At 63.0% G+C, this 22,137-nt stretch carries 19 protein-coding genes; 11 read left to right on the top strand and 8 right to left on the bottom strand.

The genetic code is table 11. The features are described 5' to 3' along the window. The first annotated feature begins 196 nt into the window (after positions 1 to 196). From F4Y38_14020 to dgoD, 8 genes are all read left to right on the top strand, one after another. Complete coding sequence (locus F4Y38_14020; protein MXY50397.1) at positions 197 to 1,111, top strand: SMP-30/gluconolactonase/LRE family protein; 915 nt, start codon at positions 197 to 199, stop codon at positions 1,109 to 1,111. Between the two features lie 26 nt (positions 1,112 to 1,137). Continuing rightward, complete coding sequence (locus F4Y38_14025; protein ID MXY50398.1) at positions 1,138 to 2,682, top strand: D-aminoacylase; 1,545 nt, start codon at positions 1,138 to 1,140, stop codon at positions 2,680 to 2,682. Between the two features lie 21 nt (positions 2,683 to 2,703). Then, positions 2,704 to 4,506, top strand: coding sequence for a M3 family oligoendopeptidase (locus tag F4Y38_14030; protein MXY50399.1), 1,803 nt, complete (start codon positions 2,704 to 2,706; stop codon positions 4,504 to 4,506). Between the two features lie 99 nt (positions 4,507 to 4,605). Continuing rightward, positions 4,606 to 5,355 (top strand): NUDIX domain-containing protein, encoded by a 750-nt coding sequence (locus F4Y38_14035; protein MXY50400.1) that lies wholly within the window; start codon positions 4,606 to 4,608, stop codon positions 5,353 to 5,355. A 58-nt stretch (positions 5,356 to 5,413) separates the two neighbouring features. Continuing rightward, complete coding sequence (locus tag F4Y38_14040) at positions 5,414 to 6,820, top strand: sulfatase-like hydrolase/transferase (GenBank protein MXY50401.1); 1,407 nt, start codon at positions 5,414 to 5,416, stop codon at positions 6,818 to 6,820. 168 nt (positions 6,821 to 6,988) lie between these two features. Further along, positions 6,989 to 7,984 carry a Gfo/Idh/MocA family oxidoreductase gene (locus F4Y38_14045; GenBank protein MXY50402.1) on the top strand — a complete coding sequence of 332 codons (996 nt, stop codon included), beginning with the start codon at positions 6,989 to 6,991 and terminating at the stop codon, positions 7,982 to 7,984. 40 nt (positions 7,985 to 8,024) lie between these two features. Then, complete coding sequence (locus tag F4Y38_14050) at positions 8,025 to 8,822, top strand: sugar phosphate isomerase/epimerase (protein MXY50403.1); 798 nt, start codon at positions 8,025 to 8,027, stop codon at positions 8,820 to 8,822. 59 nt (positions 8,823 to 8,881) lie between these two features. After that, complete coding sequence (gene dgoD, locus F4Y38_14055) at positions 8,882 to 9,985, top strand: galactonate dehydratase (protein MXY50404.1); 1,104 nt, start codon at positions 8,882 to 8,884, stop codon at positions 9,983 to 9,985. A gap of 43 nt (positions 9,986 to 10,028) precedes the next feature. Here the strand turns inward: dgoD and F4Y38_14060 are convergent, their stop codons facing one another. The 8 genes from F4Y38_14060 to F4Y38_14095 form a co-directional block, all read right to left on the bottom strand. Next, positions 10,029 to 10,796: a sugar phosphate isomerase/epimerase gene (locus tag F4Y38_14060; GenBank protein MXY50405.1), complete on the bottom strand. Its 768-nt coding sequence runs from the start codon at positions 10,794 to 10,796 to the stop codon at positions 10,029 to 10,031. Continuing rightward, on the bottom strand, positions 10,793 to 12,184 hold the full coding sequence (locus F4Y38_14065; GenBank protein MXY50406.1) for a sulfatase: 1,392 nt from the start codon (positions 12,182 to 12,184) through the stop codon (positions 10,793 to 10,795). Before F4Y38_14065 ends, F4Y38_14060 begins: the two co-directional genes overlap by 4 nt. 37 nt (positions 12,185 to 12,221) lie before the next feature. Further along, positions 12,222 to 13,004 (bottom strand): 2,4-dihydroxyhept-2-ene-1,7-dioic acid aldolase, encoded by a 783-nt coding sequence (locus tag F4Y38_14070; GenBank protein ID MXY50407.1) that lies wholly within the window; start codon positions 13,002 to 13,004, stop codon positions 12,222 to 12,224. A 33-nt stretch (positions 13,005 to 13,037) separates the two neighbouring features. After that, positions 13,038 to 13,601 (bottom strand): PadR family transcriptional regulator, encoded by a 564-nt coding sequence (locus F4Y38_14075; protein MXY50408.1) that lies wholly within the window; start codon positions 13,599 to 13,601, stop codon positions 13,038 to 13,040. A gap of 203 nt (positions 13,602 to 13,804) precedes the next feature. Then, positions 13,805 to 14,626 carry an RraA family protein gene (locus F4Y38_14080; GenBank protein ID MXY50409.1) on the bottom strand — a complete coding sequence of 274 codons (822 nt, stop codon included), beginning with the start codon at positions 14,624 to 14,626 and terminating at the stop codon, positions 13,805 to 13,807. 72 nt (positions 14,627 to 14,698) lie between these two features. Beyond that, positions 14,699 to 15,520: a prohibitin family protein gene (locus F4Y38_14085; GenBank protein ID MXY50410.1), complete on the bottom strand. Its 822-nt coding sequence runs from the start codon at positions 15,518 to 15,520 to the stop codon at positions 14,699 to 14,701. Between the two features lie 99 nt (positions 15,521 to 15,619). Further along, positions 15,620 to 16,648, bottom strand: coding sequence for an alcohol dehydrogenase catalytic domain-containing protein (locus F4Y38_14090; GenBank protein MXY50411.1), 1,029 nt, complete (start codon positions 16,646 to 16,648; stop codon positions 15,620 to 15,622). A 20-nt stretch (positions 16,649 to 16,668) separates the two neighbouring features. Beyond that, positions 16,669 to 17,697, bottom strand: a complete 1,029-nt coding sequence (locus F4Y38_14095) for a zinc-binding dehydrogenase (GenBank protein MXY50412.1) — start codon at positions 17,695 to 17,697, stop codon at positions 16,669 to 16,671. A 211-nt stretch (positions 17,698 to 17,908) separates the two neighbouring features. On the opposite strand from F4Y38_14095, the gene F4Y38_14100 reads away from it, so the two are divergent. Genes F4Y38_14100 through F4Y38_14110 form a run of 3 tightly spaced genes read left to right on the top strand, consistent with a single transcriptional unit; the run spans position 17,909 to position 22,108 of the window. Then, complete coding sequence (locus F4Y38_14100) at positions 17,909 to 19,000, top strand: peptidase M19 (GenBank protein MXY50413.1); 1,092 nt, start codon at positions 17,909 to 17,911, stop codon at positions 18,998 to 19,000. Positions 19,001 to 19,039: 39 nt separating this feature from the next. Beyond that, positions 19,040 to 20,800, top strand: coding sequence for a peptide ABC transporter substrate-binding protein (locus F4Y38_14105; protein MXY50414.1), 1,761 nt, complete (start codon positions 19,040 to 19,042; stop codon positions 20,798 to 20,800). 39 nt (positions 20,801 to 20,839) lie between these two features. Further along, positions 20,840 to 22,108: an FAD-dependent oxidoreductase gene (locus tag F4Y38_14110; protein ID MXY50415.1), complete on the top strand. Its 1,269-nt coding sequence runs from the start codon at positions 20,840 to 20,842 to the stop codon at positions 22,106 to 22,108. Positions 22,109 to 22,137 lie beyond the last annotated feature (29 nt).

Genomic DNA, 22,137 nt, shown 5'->3' on the forward strand with positions numbered 1-22,137 from the left:
TCATGTTTTTAAACCATGTCCCGCCTTGACCTTCGCCGTCTTTTGGTATATATACTTGCAGTCCCGCCGATATGTCCTTCCCCGGCGGCACCGCACGCGTAAATGCAGTGAAGCGGCAAGACACCGTGAAGCGGCAAGACACCGTGAAGCGGCAAGACTTGTGCAGCATTCGAATTTGTTCAACCGGAGCAACGCCATGATGGCGACCATCGAGAAAATCGCGGAAGTCGAGGCAATGGTGGGCGAGGGGCCGGTCTGGGACCCGGACAGCAGAACGCTCATCTGGACCGACATCCGGACCGGCCGGTTCTTCACCTATGACCCGGCCACGAATCAGAACCGACAGGTGCACGACGGTTTCAACGTCGGCGGGTTCGCCTTCAACGAATTCGGAGGTCTTGTAGCCTGCATCTGGGACGGGGTCGTGCTATGGAAGTCGGACGACGAGTGGGTGCGCGTTTTCGACGAGACCCATGAAGGAGAACCGCTGCGCTTCAACGACGTGACGGCCGACCCCGGCGGGCGAATGTTCGCCGGCTCCCTGATCGACGGCGGCCTGGGCAAGCTGTACCGTTTCGACCCGGACGGCAGCGTGGAAGTCATCGAAGAGGGGATCGGGTGCAGCAACGGCATGGGATACTCGCCGGACGAATCGATCATGTACTACACCGATTCCGCCGTGCGGACGATCTATGCTTACGACTACGACCGGGCGACCGGTTCCGTGTCCAACCGGCGCGATTTCGTCAAGCTGCCCGACACCGCGGGGGTTCCGGACGGGATGACGGTGGATGCCGAGGGATTCGTCTGGACGGCCGTCTGGTTCGATGGATGCATCGTCCGGTTCGACCCCGACGGCGTGGAAGAGCGGCGCATCGCGCTGCCGGCGATCCAGACTTCGAGCGTCATTTTCGGCGGTACGGACCTCACGGACATCTACGTGACGACCGCCGGGACCTCGCTGGAACCCGGCTCTCCCCTGGATCCGAAGGACTACGACTGGCAGGCATACGGAAAACATTACCGCGGTGGCGGATTGTTCCGCGTGCGGCAGGACATTCAGGGAAAACCCGAATACAAGGCCCGTTTTCCGTGGCCGGACAGCTCCTGATAGACAGAACCTGACTGGAGGAATGCGTGGCCTTCGATGTCGTCATTCGCGGTGGTGAGGTAATCGATGGTACTGGCAGGACCGACCGCTACCACGCGGACGTGGGAATACAGAACGGACGCGTGGCGGGGATCGGCGACCTGTCGGATGCCGAAACCGCCCGAACGATCGACGCCGTCGGCCATGTCGTCTGCCCCGGATTCATCGACGTCCACGTTCACTCCGAGAATTCCCTGCTGGGTGGCCGGGACCAGATGGGCGGCCTCCGTCAGGGCGTGACGACCCATTTACTGGCGCCGGACGGCTTCGGCTGGGCCGGCCTGTCGTCCGAAGAGGCCCTGCCCCTTTGGCATTACACGCAGTTCGCCTACGGAGAGCCCCTGGAGCCGGTCGACTGGCCCACCATCGAGTCCTACCTGGACCTCTTCCCGGGCCGCTCACCCGCCAACGTGTATCCCCAGGTGCCGCACTGCGCCGTGCGGGTCAAGGCCATGGGCTGGGACCCCGGGGCGCCCACGCCGGACCAGTTGAAGGTCATGGAAGCGGAGACCCGCGCCTGGATGGAAGCCGGCGCCGGCTGTCTCTGCCTGGGACTGGACTACCAACCCAGCGCCAACGCGCCCTTCGAGGAGCTGGTAGCCCTCTGCAAAGTGGCCCTGGAGTACGACGGGATCTACGCCGCCCACCTGAGGTACCAGATCCTGGGGCGGGAACGGGCCTGGCAGGAGATCATCGACCTGCACCGGACCAGCGGCATCCCCGTGCACGTGTCTCACGAGCGTGTCGACGGCATGACGGGTCCGATCCTGGAACAGGCCGTGAAGGACGGGGTGGACATCACCTTCGAATCCTATCTCTACCCGGCCGGCATGACCCACATCACTATGCAACTGCCCATGTGGGTGCAGTCGGGCAGTCCCGATGAAGTGCTCGAGCGAATGCGCCAGCCGGATACCCGCCGGAAGGCCCTGGAGCATCTGAAATCGACGAACCTGGCGGACCGCCAGTATATCGGCTATACGCGTTCCGGCAGATTCGCGGGGATGACCCTCGGTGAGGCCGCGAGGAGCGTGAACAAGTCCAACAAGGAATTCGCCTACGACCTCGTGCTCGATGAAGACGGCATCCAGGCCTTCGTCATGTTCTGGCCGGTGCCGGAGGCGGAAGTCGACGCCGTGCTGAACCGGACGGCGCCCCATCCCCTCATGATGGTCGCCAGCGACGGCGTCTATGACTGTACCCATCCCCATCCCCGGGGAATGGGGTGTTTCGCGCAGATGCTCCGTAAATTCGTTCGGGAGCGCGGCCTGCTGTCCCTGGAAGAGGCCGTCTACAAGATGAGCGGCTTTCCGGCGGAACGTTACCGGCTGAAGGACCGGGGCGTGCTGCGTGAAGGTGCTCCCGCGGACGTGGTCGTCTTCGATCCTCAGACCGTGGTCGACCGGGCTACCTTCGAAGCGCCGATTCAGCCCCCCGACGGCATTCCCCACGTCTTGGTCAACGGTATTCCGGTCATCGAAAACCACGAGCCCACGGCGCACCGCCCGGGCCAGGTCCTGCGCAGAGGATAGGAAGGGACGCATTGTAGACACATGGATTGGGATCTGGCTGCTTACTTTCCCGCTTTCGACGGTCCGGAGATGCGCCGTTTCAAGGTCGGCCTCCGGGACGACCTGGACGTTTTGCTGGCCGATGCCTCGGGCACGGCGGATTTGAACCCTGGTAACCTGGAAGCGTGGGAGCGCATTGTCCTGTCCTTCGAAGACGCCGTCACCCGGTTGCGGCACCTGGGCTCCTACGTTTCCTGCATAACCTCCGCGGACGCGAACAATGAGGATTACGCCGCGGAGGAAGGGGCATTGAGCCTGCTGGACGCCCGGATGTCCAAGATCCTCGTAGAACTTCAGCGGGGGTTCAAGACCCCTTCGGATGAGGTTTTTGAAGAGTTCACCTCCCGCCCCGCCCTCCGGGACGCACGGTACCGCATTACCCGGATCAGGGACCAGTCCAGGCATACCATGTCCACGGAGGAAGAACACCTGGCGTCGGACCTGGGCGTGGACGGGATCGAGGCCTGGGGACGGCTGTACGACAGGATCTCGGGCAAGCTGACTTTCGAGATGGCCTATCCGGACGGCCGGCGGGAGCAGGTGCCCATGTCGCAGCGCCGCGCCCTGATGGAACACCCGGACCGCCGCGTGCGCCGTGCCGCCTTTGAGGGAGGCAACAAGGCCTGGTCGTCGATCGAGACCGTGCCGGCCGCCGCGTTGAATGCCATCGGAGGCACGAGGCTGACCCTGTACCGCCATCGCGGCATGGATCATTACCTGGACAAGGCCCTCTTCCAGGCGGCGATCTCGCGCGAAACGCTGGAGGCCATGTTCGAGGCGGTGTTCGCGAAAATCGACTTAGCCCGCGGCATCCTGGCGTACAAGGCGCGTCTCATGGGCGGCGATACGCTCGGATGGTACGATCTCTCGGCACCCCTGACCGTGGAGCACCAGGACGAACCTTCCTGGGAAGACGCCAGGGCACTGGTGCATCGCGCTTTCGCGGCCGGATATCCCGCCCTGGCGGACTATACGAACGAGACCTTCGAGCAAAAATGGATCGACTGGTCGCCCCGGCCGGGCAAGCGTCCCGGCGCCTTCTGCACGGGTTCTCCCCTGACCAAAGAGTCCCGTGTATACATGACTTATAACGACAACATGGGTGACGTGCTAACCCTAGCCCACGAACTGGGGCACGCCTTTCACGGCCATCTTATGCGGGGGGAACGCACGCTGAATCGCGCCTACCCCATGACCCTGGCCGAATCCGCTTCCACCTTCGGCGAGATGCTGCTCATGCGGGGCCTGCTGGATGAACCGGGCGTAAGCGCCGAAACCAGGGCCTTTCTGCTGAACCTGGAGGCCAGCGACGGCGCGACCTACCTGATGGACATCCCGGTGCGCTTCGAATTCGAAAAGGCCTTCCACGAAGAACGGGCGGAGGGCGAAGTCGGCGTGAGCAGGCTGAAGGAACTGATGGTCGATACCCAGCGCCGCGTGCTTGGCGACGTGCTGGACCCCGAGGGCGGCGATCCCTATTTCTGGGCGTCCAAGCTCCATTTCTACATCACGGACACCACGTTCTACAATTTCCCCTATACCTTCGGCTACCTGCTCAGCCGGGGCCTATTCGCCCAGTACGAGAAGGAAGGTCCGGACTTCCTGCCGAGATACGAGCAGTACCTGAAGCTTACAGGCAGCGATACGGCGGAAAACGTGGTGCGGCAAACCGTCGGCCTCGAACTCACGGACCCCGGTTTCTGGTCGGATGCCATAAGGGGGTTGGAAGGCGTGCTGGAACTGCTCAAAGCAAGCGTGGACGAAAGCCGGGTCGTGCTGAACTAGCCGGCGTAGAGAGGGACTGGTCGAGCTTCCCGTGGACCAGGTCCAGTGGGCCGGCCCCGGCGGCCAGCCACGGCAGCTAGCCACGGCAAGGAGAGGGTCATGACCGTGATCGAGGGGGAGCGCAACCGTTTCCACGGCGTGGAAGTCGACTCGGACGCCCTGCCGGACAAGCCGGACGGATTCAGGGAGCGCCTGGACCTTACAATCAGGGAGTGGAAGGCAGAGGAACTCCAGGTCGCCTGGTTCAAAGTCCCCCTGGACCGCGCCTTTCTCATTCCCGCACTGGTGGACGCGGGAAGTGTGTTCCATCACAGTACCACCGAATATCTCATGCTGACGCTCAGACTGGTGGAGGACGCCTTCGTACCGCTCTACGCGACCCATTACATCGGCGCCGGTGGCGTGGTGATCAACGAGAAGAATGAACTGCTCGTGGTCTGTGAGCGATTTCGCGGGGGCCGTGCGCCGTACTACAAGCTGCCCGGCGGCGCACTGCAGCCGGAGGAGCATCTGGCCGAGGGCGTCGTCCGGGAGGTATTCGAAGAAACGGGCGTGCCGACCCGCTTCGACGGGCTGGTCTGCTTCCGGCATTGGCACGGCTACCGGTACGACAAGTCGGACATCTACTTCGTCTGCCGGCTGAAGCCGCTCCACCAGATCATCGAGATGCAGGCCACGGAGATCGAAGAGTGTTTCTGGATGCCCGTGGAGACCTACATGGGTTCGGAGAACGTCAGCCAGTTCAACAAGCTCATCGTCAAGGCCGCCGTGGAGAGCGAGGGCCTGAAGGAAACCTGGGTCGACGGCTACGGCGATCCGGAACGGTACGAGTTCTTCATGCCGGAGTAAATGGTAGCATAAATTCCGCTATCCCAGGGAGTTAACCTACATCAACGAGGACCAACCTATGGCCAAGACCCGCAGGCGACGCAAGAAGCGTCCCAATATCTTACTGTTGGGCGTGGATTCCCTTCTGGCCGATCACATGAGCTGTTACGGCTATCATCGACGGACCACGCCCCACATCGACCGGTTCGCCGAGGGCGGCGCGCTTTTCGAGAAGACGTACAGCGCCCATATCCCCACGACCAGCGCCTACGCGTCCATGCTGACCGGACTGGACGCCTTCGGCACCCAGGTCGTAGCCCTGCGGCACAAGGGCGGACTGCGGGAGGACGTGCAGACGCTGCCCGAGATCCTGCGGGAGCAGGGATACGCGACTACCAGCGTGGGTTTTGCCGGGAACCCGTCGTCCCGTGGCTTCGACAAGTACCTAGAGTATCCGAGCTGGGGCAGCTGGAACGAGGGGCGCAGTCCAAAGGCGCAGAATCTGAACGACGTAGCGATCCCGGAGCTGGACCGGCTCGCCAAAAGACGCGGACCGTTCTTCCTCTTTCTCCGCCACATGGACCCTCACGCGCCGTACCTGCCGCCGGAGCCCTACGAGCGTATGTTCTATCACGGAAACGAGTGCGACCCGGAGAACCGATCCATGGATCCGGTCATGGCGTTCAAGCCGTTCTGTGATTTCTTCGCATCGTGGATGCCGCCGGGCATCACCGACAAGGATTATGTGATCGCCCAGTACGACGGCGCCGTGGCGTACATGGACGCCTGCATCCAGACGATCTTCAACGCGCTCGAGGCCCATGGCATCATGGACGAGACGATCGTGATCCTCAACGGCGACCACGGCGAGACGCTCTACGACCACGAATGCTGGTTCGATCACCACGGTCTCTACGACGTGACGCTCCACGTCCCGCTCATCATTCGTTATCCGGGCAGAATCCCCGCGGGAAGCCGTATCGCCGGATACAACCAGCACAAGGACCTCGTCCCCACCATTATGGATCTGGCCGAACTAGACACGGAGATCGATTTCGACGGGGACAGCCTGATGTCGCTGGTCGACGGCACGAAATCCTCCTTCGACAGCGAGTTCTACATCACGGAGTGCACGTGGATGCGGAAGCAAGGCTGGCGCACGCCGCAGTGGAAACTGATGGTGGCCCTGGAGCCGGACTTCCACTTCAAGCCCCAGGTCGAGCTGTACAACCTCGTGGAGGATCCGGACGAGAACCACAACGTGGCCGAGGAACTGCCGGAGGTGGTTGACCTGCTCAAGCGGCGGATGAACGGCTGGATCCGGAAGCGCGTGCGGGAGACCGGAACGCCCAATCCCATGCTCACCCAGGGAGACTGGCACGGGCACGAGGGAATCGGCGCATTCAAGACATCGCAGCAGGCCTACGACACGATGCACATCGGCGACCCCGACCAGGCCGCCAGCCTGCAGGCGCGCAGCAGGTGATGGGAGCGGGTTCGAGTGGGTCGGAAGCCTTCCGCTCGTGCGAATGGGTCTGTGGATTGATTGAAACTGGTCCGCGGCCGGTGGATGGGTTATATTTTAAGTGATTGAAATATAATAATTAACACGCAGGATACCTGATACGTAGTTTGCATAAAGGAGCGACTGAAGATGGGGCTGAATATCGCGGTGGTGGGCATGGGCGGCATAGGCAACAACCATGCCCGGAACTACCAGGCACATGAAGCGTGCACGATCGTGGCCGTTTGCGATGCCATCAGGGACAAGGCCGATGAGGCGGCGCAGACCTACGGTTGCCAGGCGTTCTATAGCGTCGGCGACCTGCTGAACAGCGGGCTGAAGGTGGACGCGGCCAGCGTATGTACGGCCGGCGTGGAGAACGGCGGGGATCATTACGCGCCGACGATGGAACTGCTGGGCGGCGGCATCCCCGTACTGGGCGAGAAGCCCATATCCAACGAGATCCCGAAGGCCCGGGAGATGGTCGCGCTGGCGCGGGAACGGGGCATTCGCTACGGGATCAACCTCAACCACCGCTTCACGCCCGCCGCGCTGCGGGCGAAAGAATGGGTCGAGGCCGGCCGGTTGGGCGAGCTGAACATCATCAACATGACGATGTGGATCAACAACCCCAACGAAAGCTCGCCTCATTTCCACATGCGGGCGCTCCATCCCCACTCCATCGACGTGATGCGTTATTTCTGCGGCGACGTGGAGAAGGTGCAGGCCTTCTTCAAGAAGGGTTGGGGCCGGAAGATCTGGTCCAACGTACAGGTCAACATGCTGTTCGAAAACGGCATCGTCGGCCACCTGACCGGGAGCTACGACGCCGGCGGTAGCTATGGCCTGGAGACCTGCGAGGTCGTGGGATCGGACGCCCGGTTTGTCATACGCGAGGCCTGCGAGGGACTGGAGTTCTATCCCCGGCATTCCAGGGAGGTGGAATCCTATCAGTACCCGGGCGGCATGATGGGTTTTTCAGAGACCTTCGGCTCGCGGATTTCCCGCTGGATCGAGCAGAATCTCGATGAGGCGGCGCCGGAGGAAATCGACGCCAAAGCCGAGGACGCCCTGCGTGCCCAGTTGATCATCGAGGCCGCCATCGAATCATGGGACACCGATACCGTCGTGACTGTACAGTACTGAAGGTACAATACTAACGGTACGATACTGACAAGGAGTGGACATGAAACTTGGCGCCAACTCGGTCCTGTTCGGCGGCTACGACATGGAGACGGCCTTCAAGTACCTGGCCATGGCCGGGTACGACGGCATAGAAGTGTCGGCCATCGGCGGAATGAGCGAGCATCTCGTCCTGTCGGACTGGCGGGCCATCGCGCCGGAAATTCAGCGCCTGTCCGACGAATACGGCCTGGAACTGCTGGCCATGGAGCAGCCGTCTCAGGATGAAGAGACCATGGAGTCTGCGTTCCGGGCCGCGGCCGAGACCGGCATTCCCATCATCAACTGCGGGCCCGGTGGCACGTCCGGAGACGAGGAAAGCCTCCAGACGACCATCGATTCCCTGGGCAGGCTGGCGGACCGGGCGGGAACCTACGGGGTTACGCTCTGCGTCAAGGCCCACGTGGGCGCGAGTATATACGACACGCCGACGACGCTGCGGGCCATGGAAGCCATATCGTCTCCGGCCTTCGGGATCGACATGGATCCTTCCCATATCCACCGCGCCGACGAGAACCCCGTGGACGCCATCAAGGCCGTGCTTCCCCGCGTCCGCCACGTGCACATCCGTGACTGCAAGGGCCGCCAGGCCGGGCCCGGCGCGCCGGAGGACCAGGCAAACGGCAGGGGGGATATCGACCTGGTCGGGTATATCCGCGCGCTGCACGAGGGCGGCTACGACGGTCCGGTCAACCTAGAAGTCATCGGGGCAAAAGAGTATTCGCTGGAACAGTGCTGCGTCGTCGCGGCGGAGACGCGGGGTCACATGCAGGCGTGTCTGCAGGCCTGCGGGGCGCGGTAAGGGGATAGGGCGGAGCGCGGTAGGGCGGTAAAACGGTAGAAAAACCGGAGAGGCACACCATGAAAATCACCAAGCTCGAGACCTTCCTGGTCAAACCCCGCTGGCTCTTTCTCAAGATGCATACCGACGAGGGGCTGGTGGGACTCGGCGAGCCCATCCTGGAGGGCCGGGCGAAGACCTGCGCCCAGGCCGTGGCCGAGCTGGAACCGTACCTGGTCGGCAAGGACCCGACCCGGGTGGTCCACCACTGGCAGGCCATGTACCGCCACGCCTTCTACCGGGGCGGCCCCATCCTGACCAGCGCGCTCAGCGGTGTCGAGCAGGCGCTGTGGGACCTGTCGGGCAAGGCGCTGGGCGTGCCGGTGTACAAGCTGCTGGGCGGTCCGACGCGGGACCGGATCCGGCTGTACAAGGGCGGCGGCGACCCGGACACCATCGGGGACTGGATCGCGCAGGGCTTCACCTGTTTCAAGACGGGACCGTATGCGGAGCGCCCGTCCCGGATCATCGAGAACAAGGCCTTCATCGACACGGCCGCCAACCACTTCGCCCGGCTGCGGGAAGCCGCCGGACCGGAAATCGACCTGGCCATCGACTTCCACGGCGCGGTCAGTCCCCAGACGGCCAAGCTGCTCATCAAGGAACTCGAACCCTACCAGCCCTTCTTCGTGGAAGAGCCCGTCCAGTGTCAGAACGTCGACGTGCTCGCCGAGATCGCCCGGAGCACCCACCTGCCCATCGCCACGGGAGAGCGCGTCTTCACCAAATGGGGATTCCGCGAGATCCTGGAGAAGCAGGCCGCGTCCATTCTGCAACCGGACCTGTGCCACGCCGGCGGCATCTTCGAAGTACGGCTCATCGCGGGCATGGCCGAGGCCTACTACGGCGGGATCGCGCCTCACAATCCCCTCGGACCGATTTCACTGGCCGCCTGCCTGCAGCTGGACGCCTCGATCCCCAATTTCGTCGCCCAGGAGCACACCACACTGGGCGAGGGATACCTGAAGAAGCCCTTCGTCTTCAAGGATGGTTTCGTTGATCTGCCCACGGAGCCCGGGCTCGGGATCGAGCTGGACGACGACGCCCTGGAGGACAAGATCGACCACGACTGGCGGAACGGCGAGAGCTACCTGGCCGACGACGGTTCCGTGGTGGACTGGTAGGACCAGGACGGGTAGAGGGCACGGACCAGCCCGCAGCCGTGCTCTAGAGGGCGCGAACCAACCGCAAACCGCTTTCTATGGCCGCTAGCGGGTCGGGGAGCTCGGGGTTCATTTCCAGGCTGACCGGGCCGTCGTATCCGATTTGGCCGAGGGTGGCCAGGGTTCGCTTCAGCACGTCCCGGGTGAGCACCCCGTCGTACAGGGCCCAGTGCAGATCGGACACGCCGTCGTTGTCGTCGAGGTGGAAGTAGCCCAGCCGGTCACCGGCCGCCGCGACGCTGTCGGCAGGATCTTCCTTCGAAATCTGTGCGTGACCGATGTCGAACAGCAGGTACAGGTTGTCGTGTCCCAGCCTCTCGATGTAGTCGAGGGTGTCCCGCACCGTCGCCAGGGCCTTTCCCGGAAAATGCTCGATGCACAGTTTGATGCCGTACCCGGCCGCGATGCCGGCGAGTCCGTTCACGGACGCACCGTACCGGCGCAGCGACTCCGCGTCGCCGGCTTCCCCGGGCAACAGGTAGGCCCTCCGGATGCCGGTCTCGTGGGCGTATTCGAGGGCACGCCGGGTATGTTCCATGGCCGTGTCCCTCGCGCCGCCGTCGGCCGCGTCGAGCGCCGCGCCCTCCGGCATGCCGAAACCCGTCGCCATGCATGTGGGCATGAGCTCCAGGTCCGAGATCAGGCGGCGGGACTCGGCGGACCTGAAGTCGAAGGGGCGGTGATCGATGTGGCGCAGTCCCGCCTGCGCGATCGCGGTCAACACGTCCGCTTCCGGTCCCTCCAAAGCCCAGGTGCAGCAGGAAATCGTCATCTTGCGGTCTCCCCTTGCTCATACATCTCGTGATTGAACCGCTGCCCGAGCCGCAGCATGCCCGTTTCCGGGTCGCGGGGCCCGGTGTCGAAGGGATCGCCGGTCTCCGCCATCCATCGCTGTAGCCGAGCCTCACATTCGTCCTGAATCTCCCGAAAATCTGGATCGCCGGCCAGGTTCTTCAGTTCAAAGGGATCGTTCTTCCGGTCGAAGAGCAGCGTGTCCCGTTGATTGTTGTGCCAACGCGCGTAGACCCATCGGTCCGTCCGGATCCCGCGCCAGAAGCCGACCCATTCGCCCCGGTGCGGCCAGCCGGGTCCCAGGATCTGCAGATAGACCGAATCGCTGCGCGGTCCCGGCGTCCCCGTCAGCACGTGCGCCTGATCCGTGCCCTGCACGCCGTCGGGCACCGGCACGCCGGCCATGCCCAGCAGCGTAGGCATCATATCCACGCTGCTCACCAGGGCGTCGCTCCTCGTCCCGGGCGCGATCCGGCCCGGCTGCCGGGCGATGAAGGGAACATGGATCGATTCCTCGTAGGGCGTCGCCTTCGAGGCCCGGAAGGATGGGTGCATCCAGCGGTCCATGGGCTTTCCGTAGCCGTGGCTGCTGAGGTGGTCACCGTGGTCCGAGGTGAAGACCACCAGGGTGTCGTTTCGGATACCCAGCCGTTCCAGCGCGTCGTCCAGCCGGCCGAACTGGTGGTCCAAGGCGGTCACGTTGCCGTAGTAGTGGGCGATCTCCCGCCGGGCGAAGGCGGCGAACTGTTCCGGGACGTTGGGCGGCAGATCCACCTGCTCCGGGTCGTAGCGGTCGAACTCGGCCGGATACGCGTCGTAGGGCCAGTGGGGCGGTCCCCAGCTCAGCACGAGGGCGAAGGGCCGGCCGGCATGTACCCTTGCATGTTCCTCCATGAACCGTATCGCCAGCGAAGTCTCCGTCTCCGGCGCCCACCCCGCCATGTCGATGGGACCCTGTTCGTTCTCATGGTAGGAAACGTCGTAGTAATCGTGATTGCAGTCGTAGGCGGCCATGTAATCGAAGCCGTAGCGGCCGTCCTCGCCAAAGGGGCCGTAGCCCAGGTGCCACTTGCCGATGTAAGCCGTGCGGTAGCCATGATCTCCGAGCACGGCCGGCAGAAAGTCCTGGTCACGGCGAAGGAGGTACTCGTTGTCCATGACGCCGTTGACGTGTGAATACCGACCGGTCATGAGCTGGCCGCGGTAGGGGGAGCAGATGGGGCAACTCGAAAGCACCTGGTCCAGCACCACGCCTTCGGACGCGAGCCGGTCCAGGTTCGGCGTCCGCACGACGGGGTTGCCGCTGGTACCCATGGCGGAGTACCGGTGCTGATCGTCGAATACGAAGAGGATGTTGGGGCGGGACATTATGGTCTCGGCCGGATCTGCAGGGTCTCGGCCGGATCTACGACCCGTCCAGCGCCTTGCGCATATCGTCGCCTTCGCGCCGCCAGTAGCCGTGCAGCACGTGCACGTCCGTGCCGATGCAGAAGTGGCGCACGCCGAGATCGAGGTAGTACCGGGCCTCGTCCGCGGTGTTGATTTCCGCGCGGGGGTTCCGGCCCGCGGCCAGGGACTTGTCGATGACCACGCGCTCGACGGATTTGACCGCTTCTCGCTGGCCGATCTTGCCCACGTTCACGGAATAGTCGGCCGGTCCCCACTGGATCATGTCGATCCCGTCGATTGCAAGGATCTCGTCGAGGTGGTCCACCGCGGGTCCCTTTTCGATCATGACCGCCACGACGATCTCGTCCAGGGCGTCCACGTAGTCCTGTCCGCCGCCGTATCCCATGTAGGAGAACCGCCGCGTCGCAACGCCGTAGGTACCCCGGGATTCCGGCGTATCCGGGCGTACGATGTCCACGCAGGCGCGGAACTCGTCCGGGGTCCGGCAGTCGGCGAAGAGCACGCTCTGGAATCCGGAACCGATGGCCCGCTGCGCGAGGAAACCCCGCGGTTCCTGGTCGACCTTGATCATCAGTCCGAGGTCGTGCAGTTCGGCGGCGCGGCCCAGGTTGTCCAGATCATGGAGGTCGTAGGGTCCGTATTCACCCACGAATTCGACGTAGTCGTACCGGCCGGTGTGCCCCACGAGTTCGACCACGGAGGGCCAGACTGTATGGATGTGGGTAGCCAGGGAAGGACGGCCCTCGTTCAGGATGCTCCTGAGTTTGTTCGGTCGCATTTTCTCGTTTGCCTTTCCGGGTTCCGGGCCGCATTACGACCCGTTCGGCTTTGCAGATTCGAAAGCCGTCATGGCCTGGTCCGCCCATTCGATATGCATCTGGACCATGGAGATTTCCCGTTGCAGTGAAAGGGCGAAATGGCGAGAGCTTTCGGCCTGCGTCCTGGTCTGTGATTTGAGGATGCTGGCGTAGGTCCTGGCCTTGCGCCTGAAATCCTGGAGGAATCGCAGCGTTTCCTGGTCGCTTGCGATGTCTTCCATGAACCGAAACCTGAGCATCAACTCGGAGAGGTTGTCCCTCAGATCGGATACGGCGAGCCGCTTGTGCAACCACGCGCTTAAGGCCTTTTTGCCCTTCTCGGTCAGGTGGAACACTTCCCTCGGCTTCAGCCGGGAGCGGTGGATGACCTCGCTGTCGATAAAACCGTTCTTCTTCAGCAGCTGGAGCGCCGGGTAGATCGAACCTGGGCTGCTGCTGAAGTGGGCCATGGGCGTCGATTCCATCTCCAGGCGGACGTCGTAGCCCGACCGGGGAAGCTGGTTCAGCAGTCCCAGCAGTACGTATCCGAGCAGGGTGGGGGAATAGGGTCTGGCCATCGGGCAGTTTGCGTAATATGGAAAGAATTAGTACGAACCGTTCTAAACGAGTATACGATCACCGTCCATCGTTGCCAAACACAAAATGTCCGTCAGGCGCAAATGCTGAAAATGCTGCGGATCGTTTGGGGATCTGATGTCCGTGATTCAAGCTTTCCAGCGCAACGTTGCAGGCGTAACGATGGCGCTTCGCAAAGGCTTCGCTACGGAGCGTCCGCGGTCTGCTGTTGCCGCCAGACCTCGAATTCGGCCGTCATTTCGGGGGTCCATTCACGGTCGATCTCGCCGGGCGTGTAGGTGCCTTCGCGAAGCTGCTGGTGGCCCCAGGCGTCCCGCATCCTGGTTTCTTCCGATTCGATGACGACCTGTTCCGCCAGGTGCGGCGGTATGAAGATGACCCCTTCCCGCGTGCCGAGCACGACGTCCCCGGGTACGCAGGTGGCCTCGAGCCCGATCCGGACCGGCACGTTGATGCCGAGGAGGGTTACGTCGGCGATGGCCGTGGGATCGACCCCGCGGATGTAGGAGACCATGGGGATTTCGTAGAGCCTTTGCAGGTCCCGGATTCCTCCGTCGATGACCATGCCCGTTCCGGTCTTGGCATAGATGGAATTTCCGAGATTATCGCCGGCGAAGGTCCCGAACTTGACCTTTCCGAAGAGGTCGATGACGATCACGTCTTTGGGTTCGAGCGTATCGATTACCCAGGAGTTCTGGCCGCCTATGCAGCCATGTTCCGCGCCGTCGGCCTGGACCGCCGTTTCCAGGTCGGGCCGGGTGGGCACGTAGACCCCGGTCACCGCGCGGCCGACGAGGGTACGATCGGGATGGAGGATCTGCCAGTCCCCCGCGAACTGGTAGTTGTATCCCTTTCCTCCGATGACGCCCCATGCTTCCTCGATGGTTACCTTCTCCATCCGTTTCAGAATGCCGTCGGGCACGACGGGGCGCCCGTCCGGACCCCGTTCGCCGTCCCACTGCGAGGTGACGGCTCGCGTGAATTCCGGACTGTTCAAACCGATCATGTAAGGCTCCTGTCTCCTTGTCGCTTGCGGGGTATGTCGACTGCGCCGTTTCCGAACGACGGCACGGGCACCCTACCTGGTCTGGGGACCCAGCGTCTTCAGATCGATGAAGGGCATGGCCTGTCCGATGACCTGGGGAAAATGGCCGTCCCATTTCTCGATCGCACGGAGTTGAAGCAGGGTCGGCGTGATCGTGGCGCGCTGCAACCGTTGGGACTCGGCCTCAGCCTGGGCGGATGCTATTTTCTGCTCGGCTTCAATGCGAATTCGCTCCAGGTCGCGCTGGGCCTTCAGGGCCTGCTGCTCGGCCATCTGCTTGGCTTCGATCGCCGTGTTGAAGTTGTTGGAAAAAGCAAAGTCGACTATGTTGAACTCGTCCACGATCATGTTGAAGTTCAGGAGTCGTTGCGTGAGGGAGGCCTTGATCTCATCCTTGACGTCCGCGCGGCGCGTAATCAATTCCTCCGCGGTGTACTGTGCGGACACCGCCTTGACGGCTTCCTGGACAGCGGGATCGATGACGCGTTCCTTGTAGAATATGCCGATTTCCTGGTAGACCGTGTTCACCCGACCAGGATCTACATGGTAGTTCAACGCGATCGTGGACGAAACCGTCTGCAGGTCCTTGGTAGAAGCCGTGGCGGCGGTCTCCGCCTTCTTGATCTTCACGTCGACGGGAATCACGTCCTCGATAAAGGGCGTCTTGAATCTGATTCCTTCGTCGAGGATCCGGTCCTGTATGCCGCCAACCTTGCTGAATACCACCCCGCGTTCGCCGGCGCCGATCACCGCGTAAGAATTGTACAGCACCAGCAGCACGACGATACCGATGGCGATTTTCAGATACGGGATATTGCTGCCGGGAAGTTGCTCCCGGATATCATACTCAGACATTTCTACTCCTCCTTCTACTTGGTGGACCGGCTCGACTGGCCGGACTGACCGGACTGGCCGGATGGGCCCAACCGGCCGGAATACGCGTTGACGTGATGCTCACGCGTTGATGTGAATCAACACTTTCAGGGAATCCTGTGCGGCGGCGGTGACCTCCATGCCCCGCCGAGTCTCAGATAAAGGAAAGCGGTGTGTAACGACCTGGTCGGAAGTTACCACACCGGCCTCGATAAGGTCCAGCGCCATGCGGGTATCGTGAGGCCCGCAGGAATAACTGCATACGATCGATACGTCATTAAAGTACAGGTCATAGGGCCGGAAGGCAAGCACATCCTCCTCTGGCGAGGACATGAAGAGGAGCACGATCCCGCCCTTGCCCACGCAGGCCAGTCCGGTCTCCATCGCCGCGATGCTGCCGGGACCGACGATCACCGTGTCGGCCATCACGCCACCCGTAAGTTCGCGTACCGCCTCCGCCGTTACGTGCTCCCGCACGTCCACCACGTGGTCCATGCCGAGTTCGAGCGCCTTGTTCAGCCGGTAGGGCACCCGGTCGGTCCCGATAACCGTCCTGGCGCCGTAGTGCCGGGCAACGATACCGTTCAGGACGCCCATGAAGCCCAGTCCGATGACGAGCACGATGTCCCCCGGGCGGACACGGGCGCGTTCCACCGCCTTGACCGAGCAGGCTACGGGCTCGATCAGCGCGCCGTCGTCGAAGGAAACCGATTCGGGCAGGACCAGGGTGTCGTAGCGGAGGTTGATCTCTGGGACCCGCACGTATTCGGCCGCGCCTCCCGGGTCGAGCTGCGTTTTCTTCCAGGTGGCGCACATGGTGAAGTTGCCGCGACGGCAGTGGCGGCACCGGAAACAGGGCGCGTGGTGGTGAATGAATACGCGGTCCCCCACGGAGAGCCCTTCGACCTCGTCGCCCACGGCCTCCACGACTCCGGTCGGCTCGTGCCCGATGACGATGGGCGCCTTTCGCCGGATGTACCAGGGTGTGACGTCCCCACTGCAGATCCCGCAACTGCGCATCTTCACCAGGGCGTCACGCGCCGTGATGGCAGGCGTGTCCATCTCCTCGATCCGGATATCGTCGATATCGTAGACTTTAGCGGCTTTCATGGACGGTACCCCCGCCGGGATCAGGGTATGATCGCGTACTTCAGCGTATCCTTGCCGCGGAAGGTCCTGAAGGTCTCCGGCACTTCCTCCAGCGTGCGGTCTCCCGTAATCAGGGGCGTAACGTCGAGCCGCCCTTCCGCGAGCAGATCGTAGGCGCTCCGGACCGCCTCGGGCGTGAAATGAAAGATACCCTTGAGCGTGATCTGGTCGTAGTGAAGCCGGGCCGTATCGTACGTGACCTTCGTGCCTGCCGGGCATCCACCGAAGAGGATGACGCATCCGCCCCTGCTGACCATGGTTACGGCTTCTTCCCAGACCGCGGGTAATCCCGTGCATTCGAATACGGTGGGCGAACCGTGGCCCCCGGTGGCGTCCAACACGGCTTCCGTGGCGCGCTCGTCGTCGCTGTCGATGACGAGGTCCGCCCCCACCGCCTTCGCCGTTTCAAGCCGGTATGCGTGTCGCCCCGTAACGATGACCTGGCCGACCCCCATTTCCTTCAGCACCATGACATGCAGCAACCCGATAGCACCGGCGCCGATCACGACCGCGGTTTCCGGACACGTCGCCAGCGCCTGGCTGATACCATAGGTCACGCAGGACAGGGGTTCCAGCATGGCGGCCTCGCGATAGTCCAGTTCATCGGGCTTGGGGTACATGTTCACGTCGACCACCGTACCGGGAACCCTAAGGTACTCGGCGTATGCGCCCAGTGCCATCGTCTTCGTCAGGTGCGGGCAAAGGTTCTGAAGCGATCTGCCGCAGTAGACGCACTTTCCACAGGGCGCCGTATGTACCGACATGACGGGCTGCCCGATGGCGTATCGGTCCACCTTATTCCCTTTGTCGAAAACCACCCCCGAGAACTCGTGGCCGAACAGGGTCGGCGGCGGCATGAGGTGATGGCCCCGCCGGTATGCCTTGAGATCGGTCCCGCAGGTCAGGGCGGATTCCACCCGCACGACCACGTCGGTCGGTCCCGCGACCGGCAAATCGACATCGTCGCGGGTTTCGATCCTTCCCGGTTCAACCAGCACACATGCGCGCATTAGGGTAAAGTATCCGTAGCTCTGTGGGTATGTTCGCCCTGAACGTAAACGCCTATCAGGTAAGACGTAATGACTGCGAAACAAGTTTCACGAACGCCTATTATACGTCCTTGACGAAGCAAGCGCAAGGACAGGCGGCTGGCACGAATCAAAACGGAATTCCGGGGTGATTTGTATTGACACTCCACGGACCGCCCGGTATCGTTTTCCCATGCTCATCTTCGACGGCGACTATCCCATGGCATACGGCGGCGTGGAGCTCAACAGGGACCTTACGCTTCCGCTGGACGATGTACGTGCGGCTGATGGAGACTCGGGCAACATAGCCTTCGCGTGCCTGCCCGAGATGCGGCGGGGCCGGGTGGCGGCTGCGCTCATGAAGTTCTGCGTACGTCGGAAACGGGAGAACAGCATACTGTCCGGTCTCCGCGGGAGCGCGGCGGTGTATGGGGCGGCCCGCGGCCAGGTGGCCTACTACCATATGCTGGCGGAACAGGGGGAAGGCGTCGTACTCACGCACGGGGAAGCCCTGGCCGGCCATGTGGAAGTATGGGAGAAGGCGGAGGATACCCGCAGCCTGCCCGTGGGATTCATCCTCGGCATGGAAGGCGCCGATCCCATCCTCCGGCCGGACCAGGTACACGAATGGTTCGAATACGGCGTCCGCGTGGTAAGCCTGACCCACTACGGCCCGAGCACCTACGCCCATGGCACGGGTTCGGTGGGCGGCCTGTTCGCGCCTGCGGGAGACCTGCTGCGGGAGATGTCCGACTGCGGCATGTTGCTCGACCTCACTCACATCTCGGACGAGAGTTTCTTCGAGGCCGTGGATCGGTATGAGGGACCGGTGCTGGCCAGCCATCAGAACTGCCGCGCCCTCGTGCCCGGCCAGCGCCAATTCTCCGACGAGCAACTCCGGATCGTCATCGAACGGGGCGGCGTCATCGGCGCGTCCATGGATACCTGGATGCTCTGTCCGTGGTATACCCTCGACTGGGCGAACACCGGGGGATTCAACCGCCGGGACCACTACCGGCGCGAGGACATAACGCTGAACCACGTGGCCGATCATATCGATCACGTGTGCCAGCTTGCCGGCAATGCCGGCCATGCGGCGATCGGCGGCGATACCGACGGGCAGGGCGGCATAGACGGCGCGCCTTGCGAAGTCGACTCCATCGCGGATTACCAGTTGCTGGCCCCCATGCTTGAAGACCGGGGCTACGCCCGGGAGGATATCGAGAAGATCATGTACCGGAACTGGGTGCGATTCTATACGGACCACCTGCCGAAGACGTGTTGACGTTGAAGAAGTATTGACGTTTAAGACGAGGTTCCCGCAATGGACACACACATCCGAAACACGAGGCGTCACGGACTCATGCTGCCCGTGCAGCGTCGAGAACCCTTGCCGCGGGCGCTTCACGGCTGCATGCTGCTGGCCTTGGCGATCCTGTGCCTGAGCGGCTGCGCCGGCGACGAAAACGGCTCCCGGACCGACAGCCAGACCAGGTTCAATTCCATAGGCCGCCAGCTGCCGGACGACGCGGCCCCGCCGGAACAGCAACGGTTCCGATACATGTTCCGCGAGCCTTCCACGCTGGACATCAGCGTGGCGGCCTACGAAGCCGACGGCACGTACTTCGCCTTCGAGCGGCTGGTGCTGCTGGACGAGAACAACGAGCTGGTGCCTGCCGCGGCGGACCGTTGGGAGTCTTCAGAGGACGGCCGGACATGGACCTTCCATCTACGGGAAGGCGCGCGGTGGAGCGATGGCCGGGACGTAACGGCCCACGACTTCGAATATTCCTTCCGCCGCATGCTGGATCCGGCCAGCGGGAACATCTACGCCTTTCTCTACTACGTGATCAGGAACGGGCGGGCCTTCAACCAGGGTGAACTGACGGACGTGGAGCAGGTGGGCATCCGCGCGGTGGACGAGCTGACCTTCCAGATCGAGACCGAGGGACCCTGCCCCTACCTGCCCTATATCGTTTCCTTCATCACGTCGTCGCCCGTGCCGCGGTGGCAGGTGGAGCGTTTCGGCGCGGAATGGACGGAACCGGAACACTGCGTGTCAAACTTCACCTACCGGCTGGCGGAGTGGAACACGGGTTCCGACATGAAGTTCACGCTGGATCCGAACTACAACGGTCCGCACAAGGCGCTGCTCGAGGAGATCATTGTCAAGTTCATCGGCGCGCAGCGTCCGGGCACCCTGCCCTATGAGAACGGTGAAATAGACGCCTACCGGCTGGACCCCATCGACTACGAACGGGTGCGTCAGGACGAAAGGCTCGCGCAGGAGATTCACCGGATGCCGGAGTTCACCACGTGGTACCTGTTCTTTCAGACCCGGCAGCCGCCCTTCGACGACGCCCGGGTAAGGCAGGCCATCGCCCGTGCGATCGACCGGTCTACGCTCAGCACGACCGTCCTCAACGACCTCGCCATCCCGGCGTACTCCATGCTCCCGCCCGGCTTCCCGGGGTATTCGGCGGAGCAGTTCAAGGCGTTCCAGTCATTCGATCCCGACGAAGCCCGGCGGCTGATGGCGGAAGCCGGCTATCCGGAAGGCCGGGGCTTCCCCCGCACGGAACTATGGCTGCGGGTGGCCGACACGGGCATCAACCGAATCGCGGGCGAAGCGGTGCAGGCAATGCTCCGCGAGACGCTGGGCATCGAACTGGAAATCAGGTACCAGCAGCGCAACGTCTTCAACGAGAACCTGTTCCAGTGGCAGATCCCCATGGGCATGCTGGTCTTCGTCTACGACTACCCCGACCCATCCAACATGCTCGGTCTCCTCTGGCGGTCCCAGCCCAGGGGCTATGCCCGCCACGACTGGCTGCAAGCGGAGTTCGACGACCTGCTCGACCGGGCCAATACTCATATGGATCCCGCGGTCCGTTACGACCTGTATGCCCGGGCCGAGCGCATCATGGCGGAGGAGGCGGGCGCCGTCTTTCTCTTCCATCCGGTGATCACGGAGTTGCGAAAACCCTATCTCCGGGGCGTCAAGCAGGACCGTGAAGGCCGCGTGGTGCCGATCATATCGATACAGACCGTGAACTTTACGGAAATGTACATCGCGCGCGACTGATTCTCCCAGGCCGTCCGCCACCTTGCCCCCGTTTCCCCTATGAACAAGACCGACGTACTGATCATCGGAGGCGGCGCGGTGGGGATATGCGCCGCGTACTACCTGCGTGATGCGGGGTACGAGGTCACCCTGGTGGACCGCGGGGAGATCGGGTCCGGCGCTTCCCACGGCAACATGGGCCTGGTCGTACCCAGCCACAGCGTGCCGCTCGCGGCGCCGGGCGTCGTGTCCCAGGGCCTGAAGTGGATGTTCAAGCCGGACAGCCCCTTTTACATCAAGCCGCGGCTGGATCCGTCGCTGATCCGATGGCTATGGGCCTTCTGGAAGGCAAGCAGTGAAGACCGCATGCGCACGGCCATTCCACTGATCCGGGACATGAGCCTGCGCAGCCTTTCGCTTTTCGATGAGTTAAATGGTCTGGACGGGGTGGATTTCGACTATCATCAGCGGGGCGTGTTGGCCGTGTATCGTACGCGGGAGGGTGTGGAGGAAGGGGAGGAGGAACGGCATCTCCTCGCTTCCTACGGACTGGAGATCGACACGCTTTCCCCGGACGGACTGGCCGAGGCGCTACCGGGGCTGGAGCTGAATGCGTTGGGCGGCCTGCACTTCAGGCAGGACGCCCATTTGACGCCGGTCAAGTTTGTGCGGTCATTGGCGGACCACGTAGAGCGGCTCGGCGTGACGGTGCTTACCCAGGCGGAAGTTAAGGGTTTCACGAATGAAAAAGGACGCATCGCGGTTACCCACACGACCAGGGGTGATATCGCGGCGGGAGAGGTGGTGCTCACGGCGGGTTCCTGGTCCGCCGCACTCGGTCAACTCGCCGGAGTTCCGTTGCCCATCCAGCCGGCAAAGGGTTACAGCGTTACCCTGAGGCGGCCGTCCGGCTGGCCGGAAATGCCCTTCATGCTGTCGGAGTCCCGGGTGGCCGTTACGCCCATGGGCGACACGCTGCGTATCGGAGGCACCCTGGAGCTGGCCGGCATGGATCATTCCATAAACCACCGGCGCGTTTCCGCCATTCTGAACGCCGTACCCAGATATCTGCCGTCTTTCGATATCGACTCCCATGAGATCCTGGAGACCTGGTGCGGGCTGCGTCCCTGCACGCCAGACGGACTGCCCTTTCTGGGCCGGGTCCCGGACGTCCGCAACCTGGTCGTGGCGGCCGGCCACGCCATGATCGGGGTATCCCTCGGTCCGGTGACCGGGAAGGTGGTCCGTCAGATCGTAGCCGGCGGACGGGCCGAAAACGACATCGACCTTGATCTCGATCTACTCGCGGTGGACCGTTTCGCCGCCTGAGTACGCCGCTAAAGTACGCCGATTCAGCA

Source organism: Gemmatimonadota bacterium, from assembly GCA_009838645.1.
In the GTDB taxonomy this organism is placed as follows: Bacteria; JAAXHH01; JAAXHH01; order JAAXHH01; family JAAXHH01; genus JAAXHH01.

Excerpts from the sequence above, each read along its gene's own strand:
- F4Y38_14020 (MXY50397.1), top strand. The coding sequence starts at position 197 with ATGATGGCGACCATCGAGAAAATCGCGGAAGTCGAGGCAATGGTGGGC.
- F4Y38_14030 (MXY50399.1), top strand. The coding sequence starts at position 2,704 with ATGGATTGGGATCTGGCTGCTTACTTTCCCGCTTTCGACGGTCCGGAG.
- F4Y38_14035 (MXY50400.1), top strand. The coding sequence starts at position 4,606 with ATGACCGTGATCGAGGGGGAGCGCAACCGTTTCCACGGCGTGGAAGTC.
- F4Y38_14040 (MXY50401.1), top strand. The coding sequence starts at position 5,414 with ATGGCCAAGACCCGCAGGCGACGCAAGAAGCGTCCCAATATCTTACTG.
- F4Y38_14045 (MXY50402.1), top strand. The coding sequence starts at position 6,989 with ATGGGGCTGAATATCGCGGTGGTGGGCATGGGCGGCATAGGCAACAAC.
- F4Y38_14050 (MXY50403.1), top strand. The coding sequence starts at position 8,025 with ATGAAACTTGGCGCCAACTCGGTCCTGTTCGGCGGCTACGACATGGAG.
- dgoD (MXY50404.1), top strand. The coding sequence starts at position 8,882 with ATGAAAATCACCAAGCTCGAGACCTTCCTGGTCAAACCCCGCTGGCTC.
- F4Y38_14060 (MXY50405.1), bottom strand. The coding sequence starts at position 10,796 with ATGACGATTTCCTGCTGCACCTGGGCTTTGGAGGGACCGGAAGCGGAC.
- F4Y38_14065 (MXY50406.1), bottom strand. The coding sequence starts at position 12,184 with ATGTCCCGCCCCAACATCCTCTTCGTATTCGACGATCAGCACCGGTAC.
- F4Y38_14070 (MXY50407.1), bottom strand. The coding sequence starts at position 13,004 with ATGCGACCGAACAAACTCAGGAGCATCCTGAACGAGGGCCGTCCTTCC.
- F4Y38_14075 (MXY50408.1), bottom strand. The coding sequence starts at position 13,601 with ATGGCCAGACCCTATTCCCCCACCCTGCTCGGATACGTACTGCTGGGA.
- F4Y38_14080 (MXY50409.1), bottom strand. The coding sequence starts at position 14,626 with ATGATCGGTTTGAACAGTCCGGAATTCACGCGAGCCGTCACCTCGCAG.
- F4Y38_14085 (MXY50410.1), bottom strand. The coding sequence starts at position 15,520 with ATGTCTGAGTATGATATCCGGGAGCAACTTCCCGGCAGCAATATCCCG.
- F4Y38_14090 (MXY50411.1), bottom strand. The coding sequence starts at position 16,648 with ATGAAAGCCGCTAAAGTCTACGATATCGACGATATCCGGATCGAGGAG.
- F4Y38_14095 (MXY50412.1), bottom strand. The coding sequence starts at position 17,697 with ATGCGCGCATGTGTGCTGGTTGAACCGGGAAGGATCGAAACCCGCGAC.
- F4Y38_14100 (MXY50413.1), top strand. The coding sequence starts at position 17,909 with ATGCTCATCTTCGACGGCGACTATCCCATGGCATACGGCGGCGTGGAG.
- F4Y38_14105 (MXY50414.1), top strand. The coding sequence starts at position 19,040 with ATGGACACACACATCCGAAACACGAGGCGTCACGGACTCATGCTGCCC.
- F4Y38_14110 (MXY50415.1), top strand. The coding sequence starts at position 20,840 with ATGAACAAGACCGACGTACTGATCATCGGAGGCGGCGCGGTGGGGATA.